This is a genomic window from Aeromonas dhakensis (assembly GCF_000820305.1).
GTDB lineage: Bacteria > Pseudomonadota > Gammaproteobacteria > Enterobacterales > Aeromonadaceae > Aeromonas > Aeromonas dhakensis.
Genome location: NZ_CDBH01000029.1, coordinates 175515 through 193155, shown reverse-complemented (window position 1 = coordinate 193155; position 17641 = coordinate 175515). Strand labels below are relative to the sequence as shown.

Sequence of the window (17641 nt, the reverse complement as noted above, 5' to 3'; positions counted from 1 at the left end):
ACCCCCTTAATCCTTACGGAACATCTTCAGCATGCGCTGAGTGACGGTGAAGCCGCCGAAGATGTTGATACTGGCAATCAGCACGGCGATGAAGGCCAATGCGGTGACCAGGGTCGACCCTTGCCCAATCTGCAGCAGGGCACCGACCACGATAATGCCGGAGATGGCATTGGTGACCGACATCAGCGGCGTGTGCAGGGCGTGAGAGACGTTCCACACCACGTAGTAACCGACCACACAGGCCAGGATGAATACGGTGAAGTGAGAGAGGAACGCGGCAGGCGCCACGGCAGCAACCCAGCCGAAGGCGGCGATGCCGAGGGCACCGAACACGAACTTCTTGTTGGAGGGTTTGGCCTCTTCTTTCTTGGCAGCCGGTTTGGCGGCGGCCGGCTTCTGCGGGGCGGCAGAGACGGAGATGGCGGGCGGCGGGAAGGTCACTTCACCGGCCTGGATCACCGTCATGTTGCGCTGCACCACGTCTTCGAAGTCGATGGCGACGTTGCCGTCCTTCTCCTTGCACATCAGCTTCATCAGATTGACCAGGTTGGTACCGTAGAGCTGGGAGGATTGGGCAGGCAGACGACCCGGCAGATCGGTGTAACCGATCACCTTGACGCCGTTGTCGGTGACATGCAGTTCACCCGATACCGTGTATTCGCAGTTGCCGCCAGCCTGGGCAGCCATGTCCACGATGACGGAACCCGGCTTCATGCTGTCCACCATCTCTTTGGTGATCAGCTTGGGTGCCGGCTTGCCCGGGATCAGGGCGGTGGTGATGATGATGTCCACTTCCTTGGCCTGCTGGGCAAACAGCGCCATCTCGGCCGCGATGAACTCTTCGCTCATGACCTTGGCATAACCATCGGAGGAGGAACCATCCTCGCCGCCGAAGTCGAGCTTGAGGAATTCGCCACCCATGGACTCGATCTGCTCGGCCACTTCCAGACGGGTATCGAACGCACGCACGATGGCACCGAGGGAACCGGCAGTACCGATGGCGGCCAGACCGGCGACACCGGCACCGATCACCAGCACCTTGGCGGGCGGCACTTTACCGGCGGCGGTGATCTGGCCGGTGAAGAAGCGACCAAACTGGTGCGCGGCTTCAACGACGGCGCGATAGCCACCGATGTTGGCCATGGAGGAGAGGGCATCGAGGGACTGGGCACGGGAGATCCGCGGCACCATGTCCATCGCCATCACATTGATGTTGCGCTCGGACAGCTTTTTGACCAGCTCAGGGTTCTGGGCGGGCCAGATGAAGCTCACCAGAGTGGCACCATCTTTAATTTGTGCGATCTCGGCATCGGTCGGCGCATTGACCTTGAAGATGAGGTCGGCTTGCCAGACGCTCGGCACCACGCTGGCACCGGCAGCCTCGAAGGCGGCATCATCGAAGCTGGCCAGCAGGCCGGCACCGGCCTCGATAGCGACCTCGAAGCCGAGCTTTTTCAGCTGCTCAACGGTGGCCGGGGTCGCTGCGACCCGGGTCTCACCGGCGAGACTCTCTCTCGGTATTCCAATCTGCATGACTATTCCCTGATGGTTAATAAACAATCGCTGCCCAGTGTCGCATTTCTGGCGAAACAAGACATGACCAAAGTGCAGGTCACGGGCCCTTTGTTATGAAAATCAGTAGGCTTTACCTCAACCTCCTGTCATGGTCAGGCCCCCGCTTTTCAGGCGCGAAGGTGATTAGTATCAAATTTTGGAGTTTTATTACAACCGCAGTCCCGGCAGCGCGCGTACAGAATTCAGCCAGTCCCGGACCATGATTTAAAAAAACAAACCAAATTAGCGACTTATACCAGTAAAAAGCGCTGGAAAAAGTGATCCAACCAGTCAAAAAAAATGTTTTACCGGCCCTCTATCTTAGCGCTTTTTGTTCTTACGAAATCCGCACGGATCACAGATATCAGGCCGAAAACGAAAAAAGTAACTGTTTTGTAACAGACAAGGGGCCGTCTACCCGCCAAATAGGCGGATCCGGCCCCTGTTATTTAATCGTTTCGATGGTGACTGACCGGTGTGCCCGGCTTACCAGGCCGCCTCATAAATATGCTGGCTCTGCACCAGGTCGATATCGCCGTGCTCGCCGATGGCGGTCATGCCGTGTTCCGCCAGCTTGCCGAGCAGGGTATCAATTCCTGCGTCCGCCACGCCGTAATCCCGCAGCCGGGTCTTGATCCCCATCCGCTCGAAGAAGTCGCGGGTGGCGGCGATGGCGCCGTCGATGCGTTCAGCCTCGCTGCCACTGCGCAGATCCCACACCCGCTCGGCGTATTGCAGCAGCTTGGCGTGTTTCTGCTGGCGCTTGGCCTGCAGCAGGGCCGGCAGCACCACTGCCAGGGTCTGGGCGTGGTCGAGGCCGTGCAGGGCGGTGATCTCGTGGCCCAGCATGTGGGTGGCCCAGTCCTGCGGTACACCGGCTCCGATCAGGCCGTTCAGCGCCAGGGTGGCACTCCACATGATGTTGGCGCGCACCTCGTAGTTTTCCGGCTCCACCAGTGCCTTGGGGCCCTCTTCCAGCAGGGTCAGCAGCAGGCCCTCGGCGAAGCGATCCTGCACCTTGGCGTTGACCGGGTAGGTGAGGTACTGCTCCAGGATGTGCACGAAGGCATCCACCACCCCGTTGGCCACCTGACGGGCCGGCAGGGTGTAGGTGAGCACCGGGTCGAGCACGGCGAAGCGCGGCATCACGAACGGCGAGAAGAAGTGCACCTTGTCGCCGGTGCTGCGACGGGTCACCACGGCGCCCATGTTCATCTCGGAACCGGTGGCCGGCAGGGTCAGCACGGCGCCGAGCGGGATGGCGGAGCGCACTTCATTGCCCACGGTCTCGAGGATGTGCCAGGGATCCCGGGCCGGATCGTAGTGGGCGGCCGCGGCGATGAACTTGGTGCCGTCCAGCACGGAGCCGCCGCCGACGGCCAGCAGGAAGTCGACCCGCTCGGCGCGGGCCAGCTCGACCGCCCCCATCAGGGTCTCGTAGGTGGGGTTGGGCTCGATGCCGCCGAATTCAAACAGGGTCATGCCGGCCAGTTCGCTGCGGATCTGGGCCAGCAGGCCGCTGCGCACCACGCTGCCGCCACCGTAGGTGATGAGGATGCGGGCGTCGTGTGGCAGTTGGGCACGCAGCTGGGCGACCTGGCCCTTGCCGAACAGGATCTTGGTCGGGGTATGCAGGGTGAAGTTGTTCATCGACATTGCCTTTTTAGTCTCTGGCGGCCAGGCCGCAAAAATGTGATTGCATTTTTCTCCAGACAACCAATACCATCAAGACAACATCCTGCTCGTTCTTTGCCTATTTCTACAAAGCAGCCAGAACAGACTCCAAGAGCATCCCATGCAGACACGCTACACCGACCTCGCCGCCAAGCTGGCTCACCACGTCACCGCTCCCGGCATCACTCCCTCGCCGGTGGATCAGGTGAGCCTCATCTACACCACCGAATACCACGGCCGCACCCCGGTGCTCTACCAGCCGCGGATGATAGTGATCCTGCAGGGACACAAGGTGGGCTATCTGGCGGACCAGGTGTTTCGCTACGACCCCAACCACTACCTGCTGATGACCCTGCCGCTGCCCTGCGAGTGCGAGTGCTTCGCCTCCCCCGAGCAGCCCCTCATCGGCTTCTCCCTCGAGATCAACCTGGTGACCCTGCAGGAGCTGCTGCTGGAGCTGGGGGATGCCCTGCCCGCTCCCGCTCCGCAAAAGAGCGGCGTGCACTCTGTGCCCCTGTCGGAGGCCATGTTCTGCGCCGCCGAGCGACTGATCGATCTGATGGACAAACCCCACCACGCCCGGGTGCTGGGGCCGCAGACGGTGCGGGAGATGCTGTTCTACGCCCTGCACGAGGGGGGCGGCCCGGCGCTGCAGGCGCTCGCCAACCGCCACAACCATGTGGGCCAGATCGCCCGGGTGCTGCGTATGATAGAGCAGCGTTTCGCCGACAACCTGACCATGGAGGAGCTGGCGCGGGAGGTGAACATGAGCGTCTCCGCGTTCCACCACCACTTCAAGGCGGTCACCGCCACCTCGCCGTTGCAGTACATCAAGTCGTTTCGCCTCCACAAGGCGCGGATGATGATGCTGCACGACGGCATCAAGGCGGGCACCGCGGCGGCTAGGGTCGGCTACGAGAGCAACTCCCAGTTCAGCCGGGAGTACAAGCGCTTCTTCGGCAGCACGCCGACGGATCAGGCCTCCCGCTTCCGGGAAGGCCAGCTGCGCATCATAGAGGGATAACCAGAGAGGAATTGTTCATGCGTACACTGCTTTGCCTGCTGACCGCCTGCCTGCTGACGGCCTGTACCGGCCTCGCCTACGGCATCCGCCCCGTTACCGGCTTCCAGCTCGACCGCTACCTCGGCACCTGGTACGAGATAGCCCGCCTCGACCATAGCTTTGAGCGCGGACTGGAGCAGGTGAGCGCCACCTACAGCCTGCGCGACGACGGCGGGGTCAGGGTGCTCAATCGCGGCAAGCAGAGTGACGGCAGCTGGCGCGAGGCAGAGGGCAAGGCCTACTTCGTCGACAAACCGGACGAGGCACGGCTCAAGGTGAGCTTCTTCGGCCCCTTCTACGGCGGCTACAACGTCATCGAACTGGATCCCGATTACCAGCTCTCGCTGGTAACCAGCTACAACCACGACTATCTCTGGATCCTCGCCCGCTCACCCAATCCGCCCAAAGCCAACGTGGATGCGCTGATCGCCAAGGCCAAGGGGCTGGGCTTTGCCACCGATCAGCTGATCTGGGTCAAGCAGACCCCTAAGCCTGTCGTGAAATAACAAAGGGCAGCCCGCGGGCTGCCCTTTTTCATGGACGTTCGAGCGATGATCAGAGCCGGAAGCGGCCGACCTCCTGCTCCAGCCGCTCGGTCAGCCCCTTCAATTCGGCCGCCTGCGCCGCCTCCTGATTGGCCTGCTCGGCCAGCTCCTGGGAGACGTGGCGGATGTTCTCGGTGTTGCGGCTGATCTCGCTGGTGACCGAGGTCTGCTCTTCGGCCGCCGCCGCAATCTGGGTCGCCATGTCGCTGATGGAACCGATCGCCTCGTTGATCCGCGCCAGGCTCTGGTTGGCGGACTCCGCATCCTCCACGCTGGTGCCCGCCAGCTGGCGACTGGTCTCCATGCCGCCCACCGCCCGGCGGGTGGTCTGCTGCAGGGTCTCGATCATCTGCTGGATCTCGTCGGTGGAGTCGTGGGTACGGCGCGACAGCACCCGCACCTCGTCCGCCACCACCGCAAAGCCGCGGCCCTGCTCGCCAGCCCGGGCCGCCTCGATGGCGGCGTTGAGCGCCAGCAGGTTGGTCTGCTCGGCGATGCCGCTGATGGTGGCCAGAATGCCGCTGATCTTCTGGGCATGGGCATCCAGCTCCACAATGATCTGGCTGGCGTCGGCCACTTCGTCTGCCAGCCCGGTGATGCTGCGCTGGCTCTGGCCGACCTGCGACTGGCCCGATACCGCCAGCTTGACCGCATCGCCCGAGGTAGTGGCGGCAAACTCGGCGTTGCCGGCGATCTCCTGAGTGGCGGAGGCCATCTCGGTCACCGCGGTGGCCACCATCACGATCTCGTCCTGCTGCTGGCGCACCCGCTGGCTGCGGGACTGGGCCCCGGCCGCCTGGGCGCGAGACTGGGCCGCCAGCTCGACGGTGACGTCACGCAGTCGGCTGACGATGCCGTGCAGCCGCGCCACGAACTGGTTGAAGCTCTCCGCCAGCTGACCCACCTCGTCCTTGCTGCGGGTGTTGATGTGGACCGTGAGGTCCCCCTCGCCGTGGGCGATGTCGTGCAGCGCGCCGGCGACCCGACCCAGATCGGCAAACAGATACTTGAACATGGCGGTGAGCAGGGCGCTGAACACCAGCATCAGCACCAGGGTCAGCCCCACCAGCTGCCACAGCAGGGTGGCGAGCGGTGCCTCCAGCACGTCGCGATACATCACCATGGCCAGCAGCCAGTCGGTGCCCGCCACCGGTTGCACCGCCAGCAACACGTCGCGCCCGTCGAGGGTGGCGGCGTGCAGCTCGTTGTTCTCGCGGCCCCACTGCTGGAAGGTGGCCGCCGACAGGTCGGGAGAGAGCTCGCCAATCTGCTTGAGCGCCAGCTCCTTGTTGGGGTGGCCGACGATGAGGCCGCTGCTGTCGAGCAGCATGGCGTATCCATCCCCCTGCACCTGCATCGCCAACACCTCGTCGATCAGCTTGTCGAGCGCCAGGTTGGCCCCCACGGCGCCGACCAGCTCGCCCTGATGACGTACCGGCTCGGAGAGGGTGACCACCAGCTTCTGCATGGTGACGCTGACATAGGGGGCGGTGACGATGAGCTGCCCCGCCTTCACCGCGTCCTGATACCAGGGACGCTCGCGCGGGTCATAGTTGCCGGTATTGAGGGAGGGGTCCTGGCGGGTCATCACCCCCTGGGTCGAGCCAAAGTAGGTGAGCCCGAAGCCGCCCGAGGTGTAGGCCTGCTTCAGGTGCGGCACCAGCTCGGCCTGCGGGTTGTCGGCGATCAGGTTCACCAGCGCGTGCACCGCGTTCTTGCGATCCGCCATCCAGTCGCCGATGGCGACCGAGTAGGCGTGGCCATAGTTGACCGCCTCGCTCTGGATGGCGCTCATGGTGCGGGATTTGAGGGTGTGAAAGGCAACGATGCCGAGCAGTGAGGCCATCAGCAGCACCACCCCCAGACTGGTGGCCAGCAGCTTGCCGCGCAACGAAAGTGTCATGACTACGGATCCTTGTTGTTGTGACGGGCCAGGGAGAGACCCTTGTTTAATCAAGGCTATCGGCCACATGCTGAACAGACTTTAGTGAATCCTGTCGATTTATCATGACTCGGCAACAGGTTGTGCCACAGCTCACGAAAAACCACCCACTCTTCGTCCGATATCCGTCTCGACAAATGGCTATGCAGGGACGCAATCCGTGCTAGGTTGGACTCCTTCAAACCCTGATGGATAACCCTGCCATGCCCCGAAATATCGAGATCAAAGCCAGCATAGAGCGGATAGATGACCTGCTCTCCAAGGCACTCGCCATCGCCGATCAGGGCCCCGTCGAGATCGAGCAGGATGACACCTTCTTTCGCTGTGACGCCGGTCGTCTGAAGCTGCGAACCTTTTCCCCCTCGGCCGGCGAGCTCATCTTCTACCGCCGCGCCGATCAACAAGGCCCCAAGGAGAGCTTCTATCAGCTGACCCCGACACATGAACCGGATCGCCTGCGGGAGACCCTCAGCCTGGCCTGGGGCCAGATCGGCAGGGTGCAGAAGAAGCGCACCCTGTTGCTGGTCGGCAGAACCCGGATCCACCTAGATCGGGTGCAGGGGCTCGGCCATTTCCTCGAACTGGAGGTGGTGCTGGAGGAGGACGAGCCGCTTGAGGCGGGGATGCAGGAAGCCAACGACATCATGGCACTGCTTGGGGTAGAGCCCTCCCGGCTGATAGAAGGCGCCTACCTGGATCTGCTTCTCCGGCAGCAGGCCTGAATGCAACAAGGCCGCCCGCAGGCGGCCTCCCATACTCTGCCCGGCAGAGCTACTTGACCCGGGCGATGGCGGTATTGAGCCGCATATTGGTCGCATCCAGCCCTGGGGTCTGGCCATGGAAGTCAAACTCCAGCCTGACGCCGGGGCGAAACAGCAGACAGTGGGTGGAGCCGCCGAAGTGGAACATGCCGAGCGGATCCCCCTTCTGCACCCGATCCCCCGCCTGCACCGTGATCTCGCAGCTCGACACCTCGGCCATCCCCACCGGCACCACGCACATCAGACCGATTTTGGGGTTGTCCGCCTCGATGAAGATGAGTGCCCGGGTCGCCACCGAGGTGAGAAACGGCTGGGAGTTGTTGGGGGCGCTGGGATCCGCCCCCTGCGGGTCGGCAAAGCCTTCGAACTGGTTCTCCAGATAGTAGGTGCCGTTGACGACGCGTACCTTGCGGATGGTGCCGCTCACCGGGCTGTGCCAGCGGTGGTAGCTGAGCGCGCTGAGGAAGGCCTGATAGACGGTGCCGCCCTCGAAACGGGGGGCCAGATCGTCAAAATCGAGCATGTTCTCCAGCGAATAGGGCTGCCCCTTGAGCCAGAACTGATCGCTGCGGCTCACCTCCTTGCGCACCTGCAGCGGCGCCGACTCGCAGGCGTTGACGATGACACTGTCATCCGTCGGCGCAGATACCGGCCGCACCCCGGCCCGAAAACGCCGGGTGAAGAAGTCGTCCCAGCAGCCGAAGCCGTGGTAATCGGCCGCCGGCTCGCACTCGAAGATCTGCTCGAAGCTGCCCGGAGTGGGGTTGGGCCCCTCCCCGACCGCTTCGTTCGCCACCTGCACCATCTCGGCCTTGGCCGCCTTGCCAAGCCAGGGCACCACCAGGGTCTCGCGATCCAGCCGGCTTACCGGCTCGGTCAGCACATAGCGGGAAGCCGGGCTTTGCAGGAACTGGGCCCAGTAGTCGAGGATCTTCTTGAACTGCTGGTTGACCAGGGCATTGGCAAAAAACTGGTAGCCGGAGCGGGTGGCCATGGGCCAGTCGAGCAGGGCATTGATGGGAAAGCCGATGAGGCCGGACGGCTCCTGGCTGGGGATGTCCTGATAGGCCTCGGGGGCCGTGGTCATGATGCCGTTGAGCAGACCGAGGAACTCCTCGAACGAACGCACCTCAGGCTGACCGAGCGGGGTCTGGTGCTTGTGGCGCCAGGCCTCCTTGAACATGGCCTCGGCCTGGGCATGCAGCGCCGGGTCGGCATTGACCAGATCCCGCAGCTCGGCGATGGGGGGGACCAGCGCTCTCGGCTGCTGGTTCACGTAGTGCTTGATCCGCCGGATCCAGCGCTCGACATGGGCCCCATCCTGGGGGATCCAGCCGCCGGGTCGGGACTTGTTCAATCGGGTTTCCACTGCCTTGTTCATGGTTCGCTCTCCTCAGCTGATGTTCACGCCCACAATCCACGGCTTGAGCATTGAGTGCCGGCCTGCCAGCAGCATGCCAGGGCACCGACCCTGTTATGTAGCACAGGGGGCCCGGCGGCACGATTGCCAGAAACGACAGGGCAGAGTGGCGCAATAGCGACTAGCGGGTTGGGATATGCGGGTATGGGGAGAGCAACCAGGCCAGGAGAGCAGGCGGCACAAGGGGATGTGCAAAAGGAGAGTGGCAGGCCCGGAAAAGCGAAAAGCCAGCTCAATGAGCTGGCTTCTCTGAAAATGGCAGGGGCGGCAGGACTCGAACCCGCAACCATCGGTTTTGGAGACCGCTGTTCTACCAATTGGAACTACGCCCCTGCAACAAACGAGGCGTAGTATACAAAGCGGGTTTCAAAGGTAAAGGCTTTTTTCTCACTTTCGGTGCGATTGAGCAAAGGACGAGCAGATCCCGCCAATTTATGCAGCTCCAATGGGTAACCTGCTGTATTTACAGCCTTGTTTGGGTAGGAAACTGACCGCAATGGGGGTAGGGTTAAGCTTGGGGCCAGGCAAGAAGGGGGCTGCACATGCTCAATTACCGGTTACTGCAACAACTTGCACCGCTCAACTTCAGGGATGAAAGCAAAACCGAGACGCTGCCCGACTATCTGGCGCGGGTCGCCCCGCTGGTGCCCTTCATTCCCGAAAATGTGCTCATCCAGTGGATTTATCGCCATTGGCGCGGTTTTGAGTCCAACTGGAGCTTTATCGATCTCGCCCGCCATCAGTTCGAGTGCGAGAGCTGGCCCACCGCCCGGATCATCGACCAGATAGATTCCCGCCATATGGAGGTGATCGAACGCTGGGGCGAGATGTTGCGCAGCAACCGCTACGTGCGAAGCTCCTGGCTCGGGGAGAGGATGTTGCGTGAAGGGAGTTGGCCAGAACCCATCATAGTGCTGGCATCGACGGCAGGGGACAGCTACCCGAACGGACAACCCCTGCCCCACCCCTACTGCCTGCTGGAAGGGCACCACAGGCTCGGCTATCTGCGTGCCATGGTGCATGATGACGAGCCACTGCAGCCCCAGCATCAGGTGTGGGTTTGCCGACCTGTTCGCAGCACTTAAACGTTTTTCTGCGTAAATCTTGCCTTTGAAATAAATTTTTGACAATTCAAAATGCGACTCTATAATCTGTCCGGTTTGAAAAAAGGTCAGGACAGGACGATGCAGTTTTTGATGAAAAAAACAGCCTTGCAGACGGGTGGAGCGCACCAGAGCGGCCCCGTTGTTTCCGGTTCCCGACCCACAGATCCCCAATTGTTTTCAAAAAAAGCCCCTGTTTCAGGGGCTTTTTTTTGTGCCCGAAAAACCTTCATTGATGTCAAAGGGAATGCAGACGATGACCAATCCACTCTATAAGAAACATGTCATCTCCATCACGGACCTGACCCGGTCTGAAATGGAACTGGTAGTCTCAACCGCACAACGGTTGAAGGCCGAGCCCGACACCCGCTTGCTGAAAGACAAGCTGGTCGCCAGCTGCTTCTTCGAAGCCTCTACCCGCACCCGCCTCTCCTTCGAGACCGCGGTGCAGCGCCTGGGTGGCAACATCATCGGCTTCGCCGACGGTGGCAACACCAGTGCCAAGAAGGGTGAAACCCTGGCCGACTCCATCAAGATCATCGGCTCCTACACGGATGCGGTGGTGATGCGTCATCCGAAAGAGGGGGCGGCCCGCCTCGCCTCCGAATTCTCCCGCGTGCCGGTCATCAACGGCGGCGACGGCTCCAACCAGCATCCGACCCAGACCCTGCTCGACCTCTTCTCCATCCGCGAGACCCAGGGCAAGCTGGACGGCCTCAACGTCGCCTTCGTCGGTGACCTCAAGTACGGCCGCACCGTGCACTCCCTGGCCCAGGCCCTCAGCCTGTTCAACTGCCGCTTCTTCTTCATCTCGCCGGAAGCGCTGGCGATGCCGGACTACATCTGCGAAGAGCTGGAAGAGAAGGGCATCCAGTTCAGCGTGCATGAAACCATGGAAGAGGTGATGCCTGAGCTCGACATCCTCTACATGACCCGGGTCCAGAAAGAGCGCTTCGACGAGACCGAGTACAAGCACATGGCCGCCAAGTTCGTGCTGGAACTGGCCACCCTGGAAGGGGCCAAGCCCACCATGAAGATCCTGCATCCCCTGCCCCGCGTCGACGAGATCGACGTCGCGGTCGACAAGACGCCCCACGCCTACTACTTCCAGCAGGCGGAGAACGGGGTCTATGCGCGCCAGGCACTGCTGGCTCTGGTACTGAACGAAACTGTCTAACGGAAAGGGGAACATCATGTCTGACAAGAACCAACTGCAAGTCGAAGCCATCCGTCACGGCTCCGTCATCGACCACGTCCCCGCCGGCCAGGGCATCAAGATCCTCAAGCTGTTCCAGCTGGTAGAGACCCAGGAGCGGATCACCGTCGGCTTCAACCTCAAATCCGGCGCCCTCGGCAAAAAGGATCTCATCAAGATCGAGAACACCCGCCTGACCGAGCAGCAGGCCAACCAGCTGGCGCTGTTCGCCCCCAAGGCGACCGTCAACATCATCGAAGACTTCGCCGTGGTGAAGAAGCACCAGCTCAAGCTGCCGGAGTTCATCGCCGGGGTGTTCCACTGTCCCAACTCCAACTGCATCTCCCACAACGAGCCGGTGGAGAGCTACTTCCGGGTGCGCGAGGTGAAAGGCGCGGTACGGATGAAGTGCAAATACTGCGAGAAGTCCTTCACCCAGGACATCGTCAGCGAACGTTACTGAGAACCAGACTCAAAAAGATATCCAGGTGGGCCCCAAGGGGCCCATTTTTGACCCCTGTCACATCACCAAATAACCAGTTGGTTATAATTTGCCATCCAAAGAGAGCTATTCCCGCTCATTTCCTGCCAGTGCATTGATTGCCAGTATTTTTTGCTGATATTCAGCAAATGCGGCAGATATCGAGCGTTTACCGTCGGTCATCATCAAAGGAATTCGCCGTGGTCAAGACCCTCAGCCGTCCCGTTGCCCAAGAGCCCGATCTGGCCCAGCTGGATGCCTGTCGCCAGATCATCGGCCAGCACTGCTACAGCACCCAGGAAGAGATCCGCCGCGAGCTGTCGGAGCGCGGCTTTGCCGACATCAGCCAGTCCACCATCTCCCGCCTGCTGCGCCGTCTCGGCGTCGCCAAGGCGCAGAATGCCAACGGCAAGAAGGTCTACACCCTGGTTGACGAACAGCTGGAACCCGCCGGCAGCACTCGCTCCATTCACGACATGGTGCGCGCCGTGGTGCACAACCAGCAGATGGTGTTGATCCATACCACGCCAGGGGCCGCCACCGTGGTGGCTCGTCTGCTTGATCGCAACGCCAATCCCGAGATCATGGGGGCCGTCGCCGGCAACGACGTGGTGCTGGTCGCCCCGCGCCACATCAGCCGCACCCGTCAGGCCCACGCCGCCGTGGTGCGCACTCTGGAACAGGCGCGCTAGACTCCCCCCAATGCAGCAAGGCGACCCAGGGTCGCCTTTTTGTTGTCTGCCAATCGGCTTTTTATCCCATCTGTGCGCTGCGCCTCGTGGTCTGCCATAAAAAACGGGAGCCAGCGGCTCCCGTTTTTACGGCTATGTCTGTCGGTGTTTATGCCAGCACGGCACCCAGGCTCAAGCAGACCACGATCAGCACGGTCAGCAGGCCGAGCAGCGGGGCTACCCATTTCAGCCAACGTACATAGGGAACCTTGGCGATGGCCAGGCCACCCATGACCACGGCAGAGGTCGGGGTCACCAGGTTCACCAGACCGGAGGCGGACTGGTAAGCGGTGACCACCAGCTCGCGACCCACGTTGGCAAAGTCTGCCAGCGGCGCCATGATCGGCATGGTCAGCACGGCCAGGCCGGAGGAGGACGGCACCAGGAAGGAGAGCACCACTTCCAGCACGAACATCACGTTGATGAACACTACTGTGGAGAGGCCGGTCACTATCCCTTCCGCGCTGTGCAGTATGGTGTGGGTGATCATGCCGTTGTCCATCACCACCACGATACCGCGGGCGATACCGATGATCAGGGCCACGCCGAGCAGGTCGCGGGCACCGTCGATGAAGTTGGAGGTCAGCTCCTCCTCGCTCATGCGGGAGATGACGCCGACTATGATGGCGGCAGCCAGGAACACACCGGAGATCTGCGCCATCCACCAGCCCAGCACGGCTACCCCGTAGATCATCACGGCGAAGGCGGCGACGAAGATGCCCAGCACTATCTTGCGGGTCAGGGTGAACTCCAGCATCTGGTCGCTCTTGTTGCCGAGGAAGTGGGCACGGTTCTCTTCCCACTTGTCAGCCACCAGGGATTTGCTGGGGTCGCTGCGCACCATCTTGGCGTAGCGCATCACATAGGCCACGCAGAGCAGCCAGCCGGCCACCAGCATGGCGACGCGCAGCCAGATGCCATCGGTAAAGGAGATGCCGGCGGCGTTGGCGGCGATCACGGTGGCAAACGGGTTGATGGTGGAACCCAGAGTACCGATACCGGCCCCCAGCAGCACAGTTGCAGCAGCCACCACCGGGTCGAAGCGGGCGGCCATCATCACCGGCACCAGCAGGGTATAGAACGGCAGGGACTCTTCCGCCATGCCGTAGATGGTGCCCCCTGCGGCGAACAGTGCCATCAGGATCGGGATCATCCACTCTTCACGGCCGCGCAGGCGGTCGGTCACCCGTTCGATACCGGCATCGATGGCACCGGTCTTGGTCACTATGCCAAGAAAACCACCGATGATCAGGATGAAGAGGGAGACGTCGATGGCGCCTGCCTCGTAGGTGTCATGGTTGTAGAGACCATCGATCGGCGCCAGCAGCACGTCGACGATCCCCTGGGGATTGCCCTCTACCAGCTTGTAGGTACCGGCCACCGGCACTTCCTTGCCGAGGGCTTCGTTCATGGTCATTTCGTATTTGCCGGCCGGCACTATCCAGCTCAGGGCGGCCACCAGGGCGATCAGCACGAATAGTATCGTGTAGGCTGACGGGAACTTGAATTTGGTCATGGTCCAGCTTCCTTCTGTGGGTGTGGTATCCATGCAGGCTGCGGGTCGTAGGGTTGGAGGTATTATGCCGCTGTCACATGGTCGAAAAGCCGGGGGTCACCCCCCGGCACCACTACTGCGACCTTAGTCGCCCAGCGTAGCAACCATCACTGCCTTGATGGTGTGCATCCGGTTTTCGGCCTCGTCGAACACGATGCTGTGCTCGGATTCGAACACGTCCTCGGTCACTTCCAGGCCTTTCATGCCGTATTTGTCAGCCACTTCCTTGCCCATGGTGGTTTCATCGTTGTGGAACGCCGGCAGGCAGTGCATGAACTTCACATCCGGGTTCTTGGTGGCGTTGATGACGTCCATGTTGACCTGATACGGGGTCATCAGTTTGACGCGCTGATCCCAGGCTTCTTTCGCTTCACCCATGGAAACCCAGACGTCGGTGTAGAGGAAATCGGTCCCCAGCACACCCTCTTTCACATCTTCGGTCAGGGTGATGCGTGCGCCTGTCTCTTCGGCGATCAGTCGGCACTTGGCAACCAGCTCTTCTTCCGGCCAGAAGGCTTTCGGCGCGACCAGGCGGATGTCCATGCCCATCTTGGCGGCACCGACCATCAGGGAGTTACCCATGTTGTTGCGGGCGTCACCCAAGTAGGCGAACTTGATTTGATCCAGGCGTTTGCCCTTGCCGTGCTCCAGCATGGTCATGAAGTCGGCCAAGATCTGGGTCGGGTGGAATTCGTTGGTCAGGCCGTTCCAGACCGGGACGCCGGCGTGGGCACCCAGCTCTTCGACGATCTCCTGGCCATAGCCACGGTATTCAATGCCGTCATACATGCGGCCCAGCACCCGGGCGGTGTCCTTCATGGACTCCTTGTGGCCGATCTGGGAACCGCTCGGGCCGAGGTAAGATACTTGCGCGCCCTGGTCGAAGGCCGCCACTTCAAACGCACAACGGGTACGGGTGGAGGTCTTCTCGAAGATCAGGGCGATGTTCTTGCCGGTCAGGTGTTTGCGCTCATAGCCACCGTATTTGGCTTTCTTCAGGTCGATGGCCAGATCGATCATGTATTGGATTTCGCGCGGGGTGAAGTCCAGCAGTTTCAGGAAGTTACGGTTACGCAGATTAAAAGCCATGATGAGTTCTCTCTATATTTGTTTCAGACCAATTCAGGCAGTAGTGTTGACTACGCATTCTCAGTACATATGTCGGTAATTACGCATTCACGGTACGGGTGGCGACGATATTGGTGCCGGCTTCGCCCTTGAGGATGGCCAGGCCATCGTCCAGTGCACCTATGCCGACCATCCCGCCGGTCGCCTTGACGAATTCGCAGGAGGCTTCGACCTTGGGCCCCATGGAGCCTGCGTCGAACTTGACCCCGGCCAGCTCGTCCGGGCTGGTGATCCGCAGCGGACGCTGGGTCGGTTTGCCCCAGTCCAGGTAGACGGCATCGGCATCGGTCAGGATCAGCAGGGCGTCGGCCTTGATCTGCTTGGCCAGGTAGGCGGCAGACATGTCCTTGTCGATGACGGCTTCGATACCGGTCAGGCTCTGACCATCCCAGGTCACAGGGATGCCACCACCACCGGTACAGATGATGAGGTGGCCCTGGGCGATCAGGGTTTCGATGGCGTCGCCTTCGACGATGCGCTGGGGCAGTGGAGACGGCACCACGCGGCGGAAGAACTTGCCGTCAGCCTTGACCACCCACTGCTTCTCTGCGGCCAGGGCGCGGGCTTCAGCCTCTTCGTAGACGGGACCGATGAATTTGGTCGGATTGACGAAGGCCGGATCTTGCGGGTCAACCTGCACCTGGGTCAGCAGCGCGGTGACGTTGCGGCTCGGCATCAGGTTCTTCAATTCCTGGATCAGCATGTAGCCGATCATGCCCTGGGACTCGGCACCCAGCACATCCAGCGGATAGGGGGATACCTTGGTGTAGGCACTGTTTTGCAGGGCCAGCAGACCGACTTGCGGGCCGTTGCCATGCACCAGCACCACGTTGTACTCCTGAGCGATCAGGGCGATGGTCTTGGCGGCGGTGGCGATGTTCTTGCGCTGGATATCTGCTTCAAGGGGCTCGCCACGACGGAGCAGGGCATTGCCACCCAGGGCGACGACGACAGTTGGTTTTTTCATGAGTGTTACTCTCGAGTTTGGTGCTGTGTGGCGCCAGCCTCTGCCGGCGCCACGCCGTCTTGTTAGATGCCGTCGCGTTCCATCGGGCAGCTCATGCAGCGGGCGCCGCCGCGGCCACGTCCCAGCTCTTCACCCGGGATGGGCAGCACAGTGATGCCGGCCTTGTCGTACTTCTCGTTGGTGTAGGTATTGCGCTCGTAACCCACCACCACGCCGGGGCGCACGGTCAGCACGTTGTTGGCATCGTTCCACTGCTCGCGCTCGGCCTCGAAGGTGTCGCCACCTGTGGTGATGAGCTTGAGCTGATCGACACCCAGTGCCTTCTCGATGGCGGTGACGAAGTAACCCTCTTCCTTGATGTTCATGCCGGTGGCACCGCCCGGAGTCAGGCTCCAGCAGTTCACATCCTTGCGGATGACTTCCGGATAGACGGAGAAGGTGTCTATGTCCATGTGGGTCATGACGGTATCCAGGTGCATGCAGCTGCGGTGTTTCGGCAGTTGCATGGCGATGACCTGTTTGGCCTGGCCGTGCTTGAACAGGCCGCGAGCCAGGTGCTCGACCCCTTGCGGTGTGGTGCGCTCGGACATGCCGATGAGCACGGCGCCACGACCGATGACCAGTACGTCGCCCCCTTCGATGGTGGAGTTGTCGTAGTCGCGATCCTCGTCACCGAAGTATTTGATGAAGTCCTGACCGGCAAACTGCGGGTGCCAGCGATAGATGGCCTTCACGTGGTTGGTTTCGCGACGGCGGGCCGGTTTGGCCATCGGGTTGATGGAGACGCCACCATAGACCCAGCAGGAGGTGTCACGGGTAAAGAGGTGGTTGGGCAGCGGCTCGATGATGAAGTCGGTCGGTGCGTGCATGCCCACTACCATGTTGACGCCGCTGTAGGGCATCTCGGAGTAGGTCAGGCCACCGGAGAGAATGCGGGCCAGCTCGCGGTGCGGCATGTCGGCCAGGAAGCAGCGTACGTCGTTGGCAAAAGAAGTGCCGAGGCGATAGTCGGAGACCTGATGTTGCAGCAGCCAGGTTTTGGCTTCCGGCACGTCCAGGGTTTCCGCCAGCAGATTGGTCAGCAGGAAAACTTCGACATTCTGATCGCGCAGTACCTGAGCGAATTTGTCGTGCTCCTGACCGGCACGTTCAACGGACAGGACGTCATCGAACAACAGATCCTGGCAGTTGGAAGGAGTCAGACGCTTCAGACTGAGGTTGGGGCGGTGCAACATGACACGGCGCAATTGGCCAACTTCAGAACCTACATAAAATTTGCTCATGATTATATTCCGTCTAGCAGTGGTCCCTGCGAGTGATTGAATAGATTCCTTCTATTCATGCTCGTGGCTAAGGCGGGATATTCTTTATGTAGGGTAATCGGCTTGTGTTCTATCCTGCCCTTGCCTTTCGAGACCGAGGTTAGACCTGCCAATCACGATAAACTTAGACATTGATCACATTCACCCAGAACTGAATAAATTCACGGTTTATTCTTTGATAGGGGTAACAGAACTGACAA

The 17641-nt window shown here is 61.2% G+C and carries 16 protein-coding genes and 1 tRNA gene; 8 read left to right on the top strand and 9 right to left on the bottom strand.

The genetic code is table 11. The features are described 5' to 3' along the window. Positions 1 to 6: 6 nt before the first annotated feature. Together pntA and yqhD are read right to left on the bottom strand one after the other, a co-directional pair. Entirely contained in the window at positions 7 to 1533 is a 1527-nt protein-coding gene (gene pntA, locus BN1143_RS06965) for a Re/Si-specific NAD(P)(+) transhydrogenase subunit alpha (protein ID WP_010635814.1), read from the bottom strand. Between the two features lie 507 nt (positions 1534 to 2040). Beyond that, a complete protein-coding gene (yqhD, locus tag BN1143_RS06960; protein ID WP_017764817.1) occupies positions 2041 to 3204 on the bottom strand; it encodes an alcohol dehydrogenase in 1164 nt (387 codons plus the stop codon). 145 nt (positions 3205 to 3349) lie between these two features. On the opposite strand from yqhD, the gene BN1143_RS06955 reads away from it, so the two are divergent. Both BN1143_RS06955 and BN1143_RS06950 read left to right on the top strand, forming a co-directional pair. After that, on the top strand, positions 3350 to 4252 hold the full coding sequence (locus BN1143_RS06955; RefSeq protein WP_042050108.1) for an AraC family transcriptional regulator: 903 nt from the start codon (positions 3350 to 3352) through the stop codon (positions 4250 to 4252). Between the two features lie 17 nt (positions 4253 to 4269). After that, positions 4270 to 4797 carry a lipocalin family protein gene (locus BN1143_RS06950; RefSeq protein WP_042050107.1) on the top strand — a complete coding sequence of 176 codons (528 nt, stop codon included), beginning with the start codon at positions 4270 to 4272 and terminating at the stop codon, positions 4795 to 4797. Between the two features lie 49 nt (positions 4798 to 4846). On the opposite strand, the gene BN1143_RS06945 is transcribed toward BN1143_RS06950, so the two are convergent. Next, positions 4847 to 6739 (bottom strand): methyl-accepting chemotaxis protein, encoded by a 1893-nt coding sequence (locus BN1143_RS06945; protein ID WP_042050106.1) that lies wholly within the window; start codon positions 6737 to 6739, stop codon positions 4847 to 4849. Positions 6740 to 6981: 242 nt separating this feature from the next. Here BN1143_RS06945 and BN1143_RS06940 point away from each other — a divergent pair, with 242 nt between their 5' ends. Next, positions 6982 to 7500: a class IV adenylate cyclase gene (locus BN1143_RS06940; protein ID WP_042050105.1), complete on the top strand. Its 519-nt coding sequence runs from the start codon at positions 6982 to 6984 to the stop codon at positions 7498 to 7500. 49 nt (positions 7501 to 7549) lie between these two features. Here the strand turns inward: BN1143_RS06940 and BN1143_RS06935 are convergent, their stop codons facing one another. Both BN1143_RS06935 and BN1143_RS06930 read right to left on the bottom strand, forming a co-directional pair. Then, complete coding sequence (locus BN1143_RS06935; protein WP_042050104.1) at positions 7550 to 8920, bottom strand: phosphatidylserine decarboxylase family protein; 1371 nt, start codon at positions 8918 to 8920, stop codon at positions 7550 to 7552. A 295-nt stretch (positions 8921 to 9215) separates the two neighbouring features. Next, positions 9216 to 9292: transfer RNA gene (locus BN1143_RS06930), tRNA-Trp, on the bottom strand. Between the two features lie 209 nt (positions 9293 to 9501). On the opposite strand from BN1143_RS06930, the gene BN1143_RS06925 reads away from it, so the two are divergent. From BN1143_RS06925 to BN1143_RS06910, 5 genes are all read left to right on the top strand, one after another. Further along, a complete protein-coding gene (locus BN1143_RS06925) occupies positions 9502 to 10044 on the top strand; it encodes a hypothetical protein (protein WP_005306461.1) in 543 nt (180 codons plus the stop codon). Between the two features lie 99 nt (positions 10045 to 10143). Continuing rightward, entirely contained in the window at positions 10144 to 10338 is a 195-nt protein-coding gene (locus BN1143_RS22605; protein WP_139431056.1) for a hypothetical protein, read from the top strand. Continuing rightward, entirely contained in the window at positions 10319 to 11239 is a 921-nt protein-coding gene (gene pyrB / locus BN1143_RS06920) for an aspartate carbamoyltransferase (protein ID WP_005306463.1), read from the top strand. The genes BN1143_RS22605 and pyrB overlap by 20 nt, the downstream gene beginning before the upstream one ends. A gap of 16 nt (positions 11240 to 11255) precedes the next feature. Continuing rightward, positions 11256 to 11720 carry an aspartate carbamoyltransferase regulatory subunit gene (pyrI, locus tag BN1143_RS06915; protein ID WP_005306465.1) on the top strand — a complete coding sequence of 155 codons (465 nt, stop codon included), beginning with the start codon at positions 11256 to 11258 and terminating at the stop codon, positions 11718 to 11720. A 218-nt stretch (positions 11721 to 11938) separates the two neighbouring features. Beyond that, complete coding sequence (locus tag BN1143_RS06910; protein WP_005306467.1) at positions 11939 to 12430, top strand: arginine repressor; 492 nt, start codon at positions 11939 to 11941, stop codon at positions 12428 to 12430. 148 nt (positions 12431 to 12578) lie between these two features. Here BN1143_RS06910 and BN1143_RS06905 read toward each other — a convergent pair whose 3' ends face one another. The 4 genes from BN1143_RS06905 to arcA form a co-directional block, all read right to left on the bottom strand. Then, on the bottom strand, positions 12579 to 13985 hold the full coding sequence (locus BN1143_RS06905; RefSeq protein WP_005306469.1) for a YfcC family protein: 1407 nt from the start codon (positions 13983 to 13985) through the stop codon (positions 12579 to 12581). Between the two features lie 123 nt (positions 13986 to 14108). Continuing rightward, positions 14109 to 15113: an ornithine carbamoyltransferase gene (argF, locus tag BN1143_RS06900; protein ID WP_005306471.1), complete on the bottom strand. Its 1005-nt coding sequence runs from the start codon at positions 15111 to 15113 to the stop codon at positions 14109 to 14111. A gap of 79 nt (positions 15114 to 15192) precedes the next feature. Next, entirely contained in the window at positions 15193 to 16119 is a 927-nt protein-coding gene (arcC, locus tag BN1143_RS06895) for a carbamate kinase (RefSeq protein WP_010635806.1), read from the bottom strand. Positions 16120 to 16181: 62 nt separating this feature from the next. Next, positions 16182 to 17402, bottom strand: a complete 1221-nt coding sequence (gene arcA / locus BN1143_RS06890; protein WP_017764826.1) for an arginine deiminase — start codon at positions 17400 to 17402, stop codon at positions 16182 to 16184. Positions 17403 to 17641 lie beyond the last annotated feature (239 nt).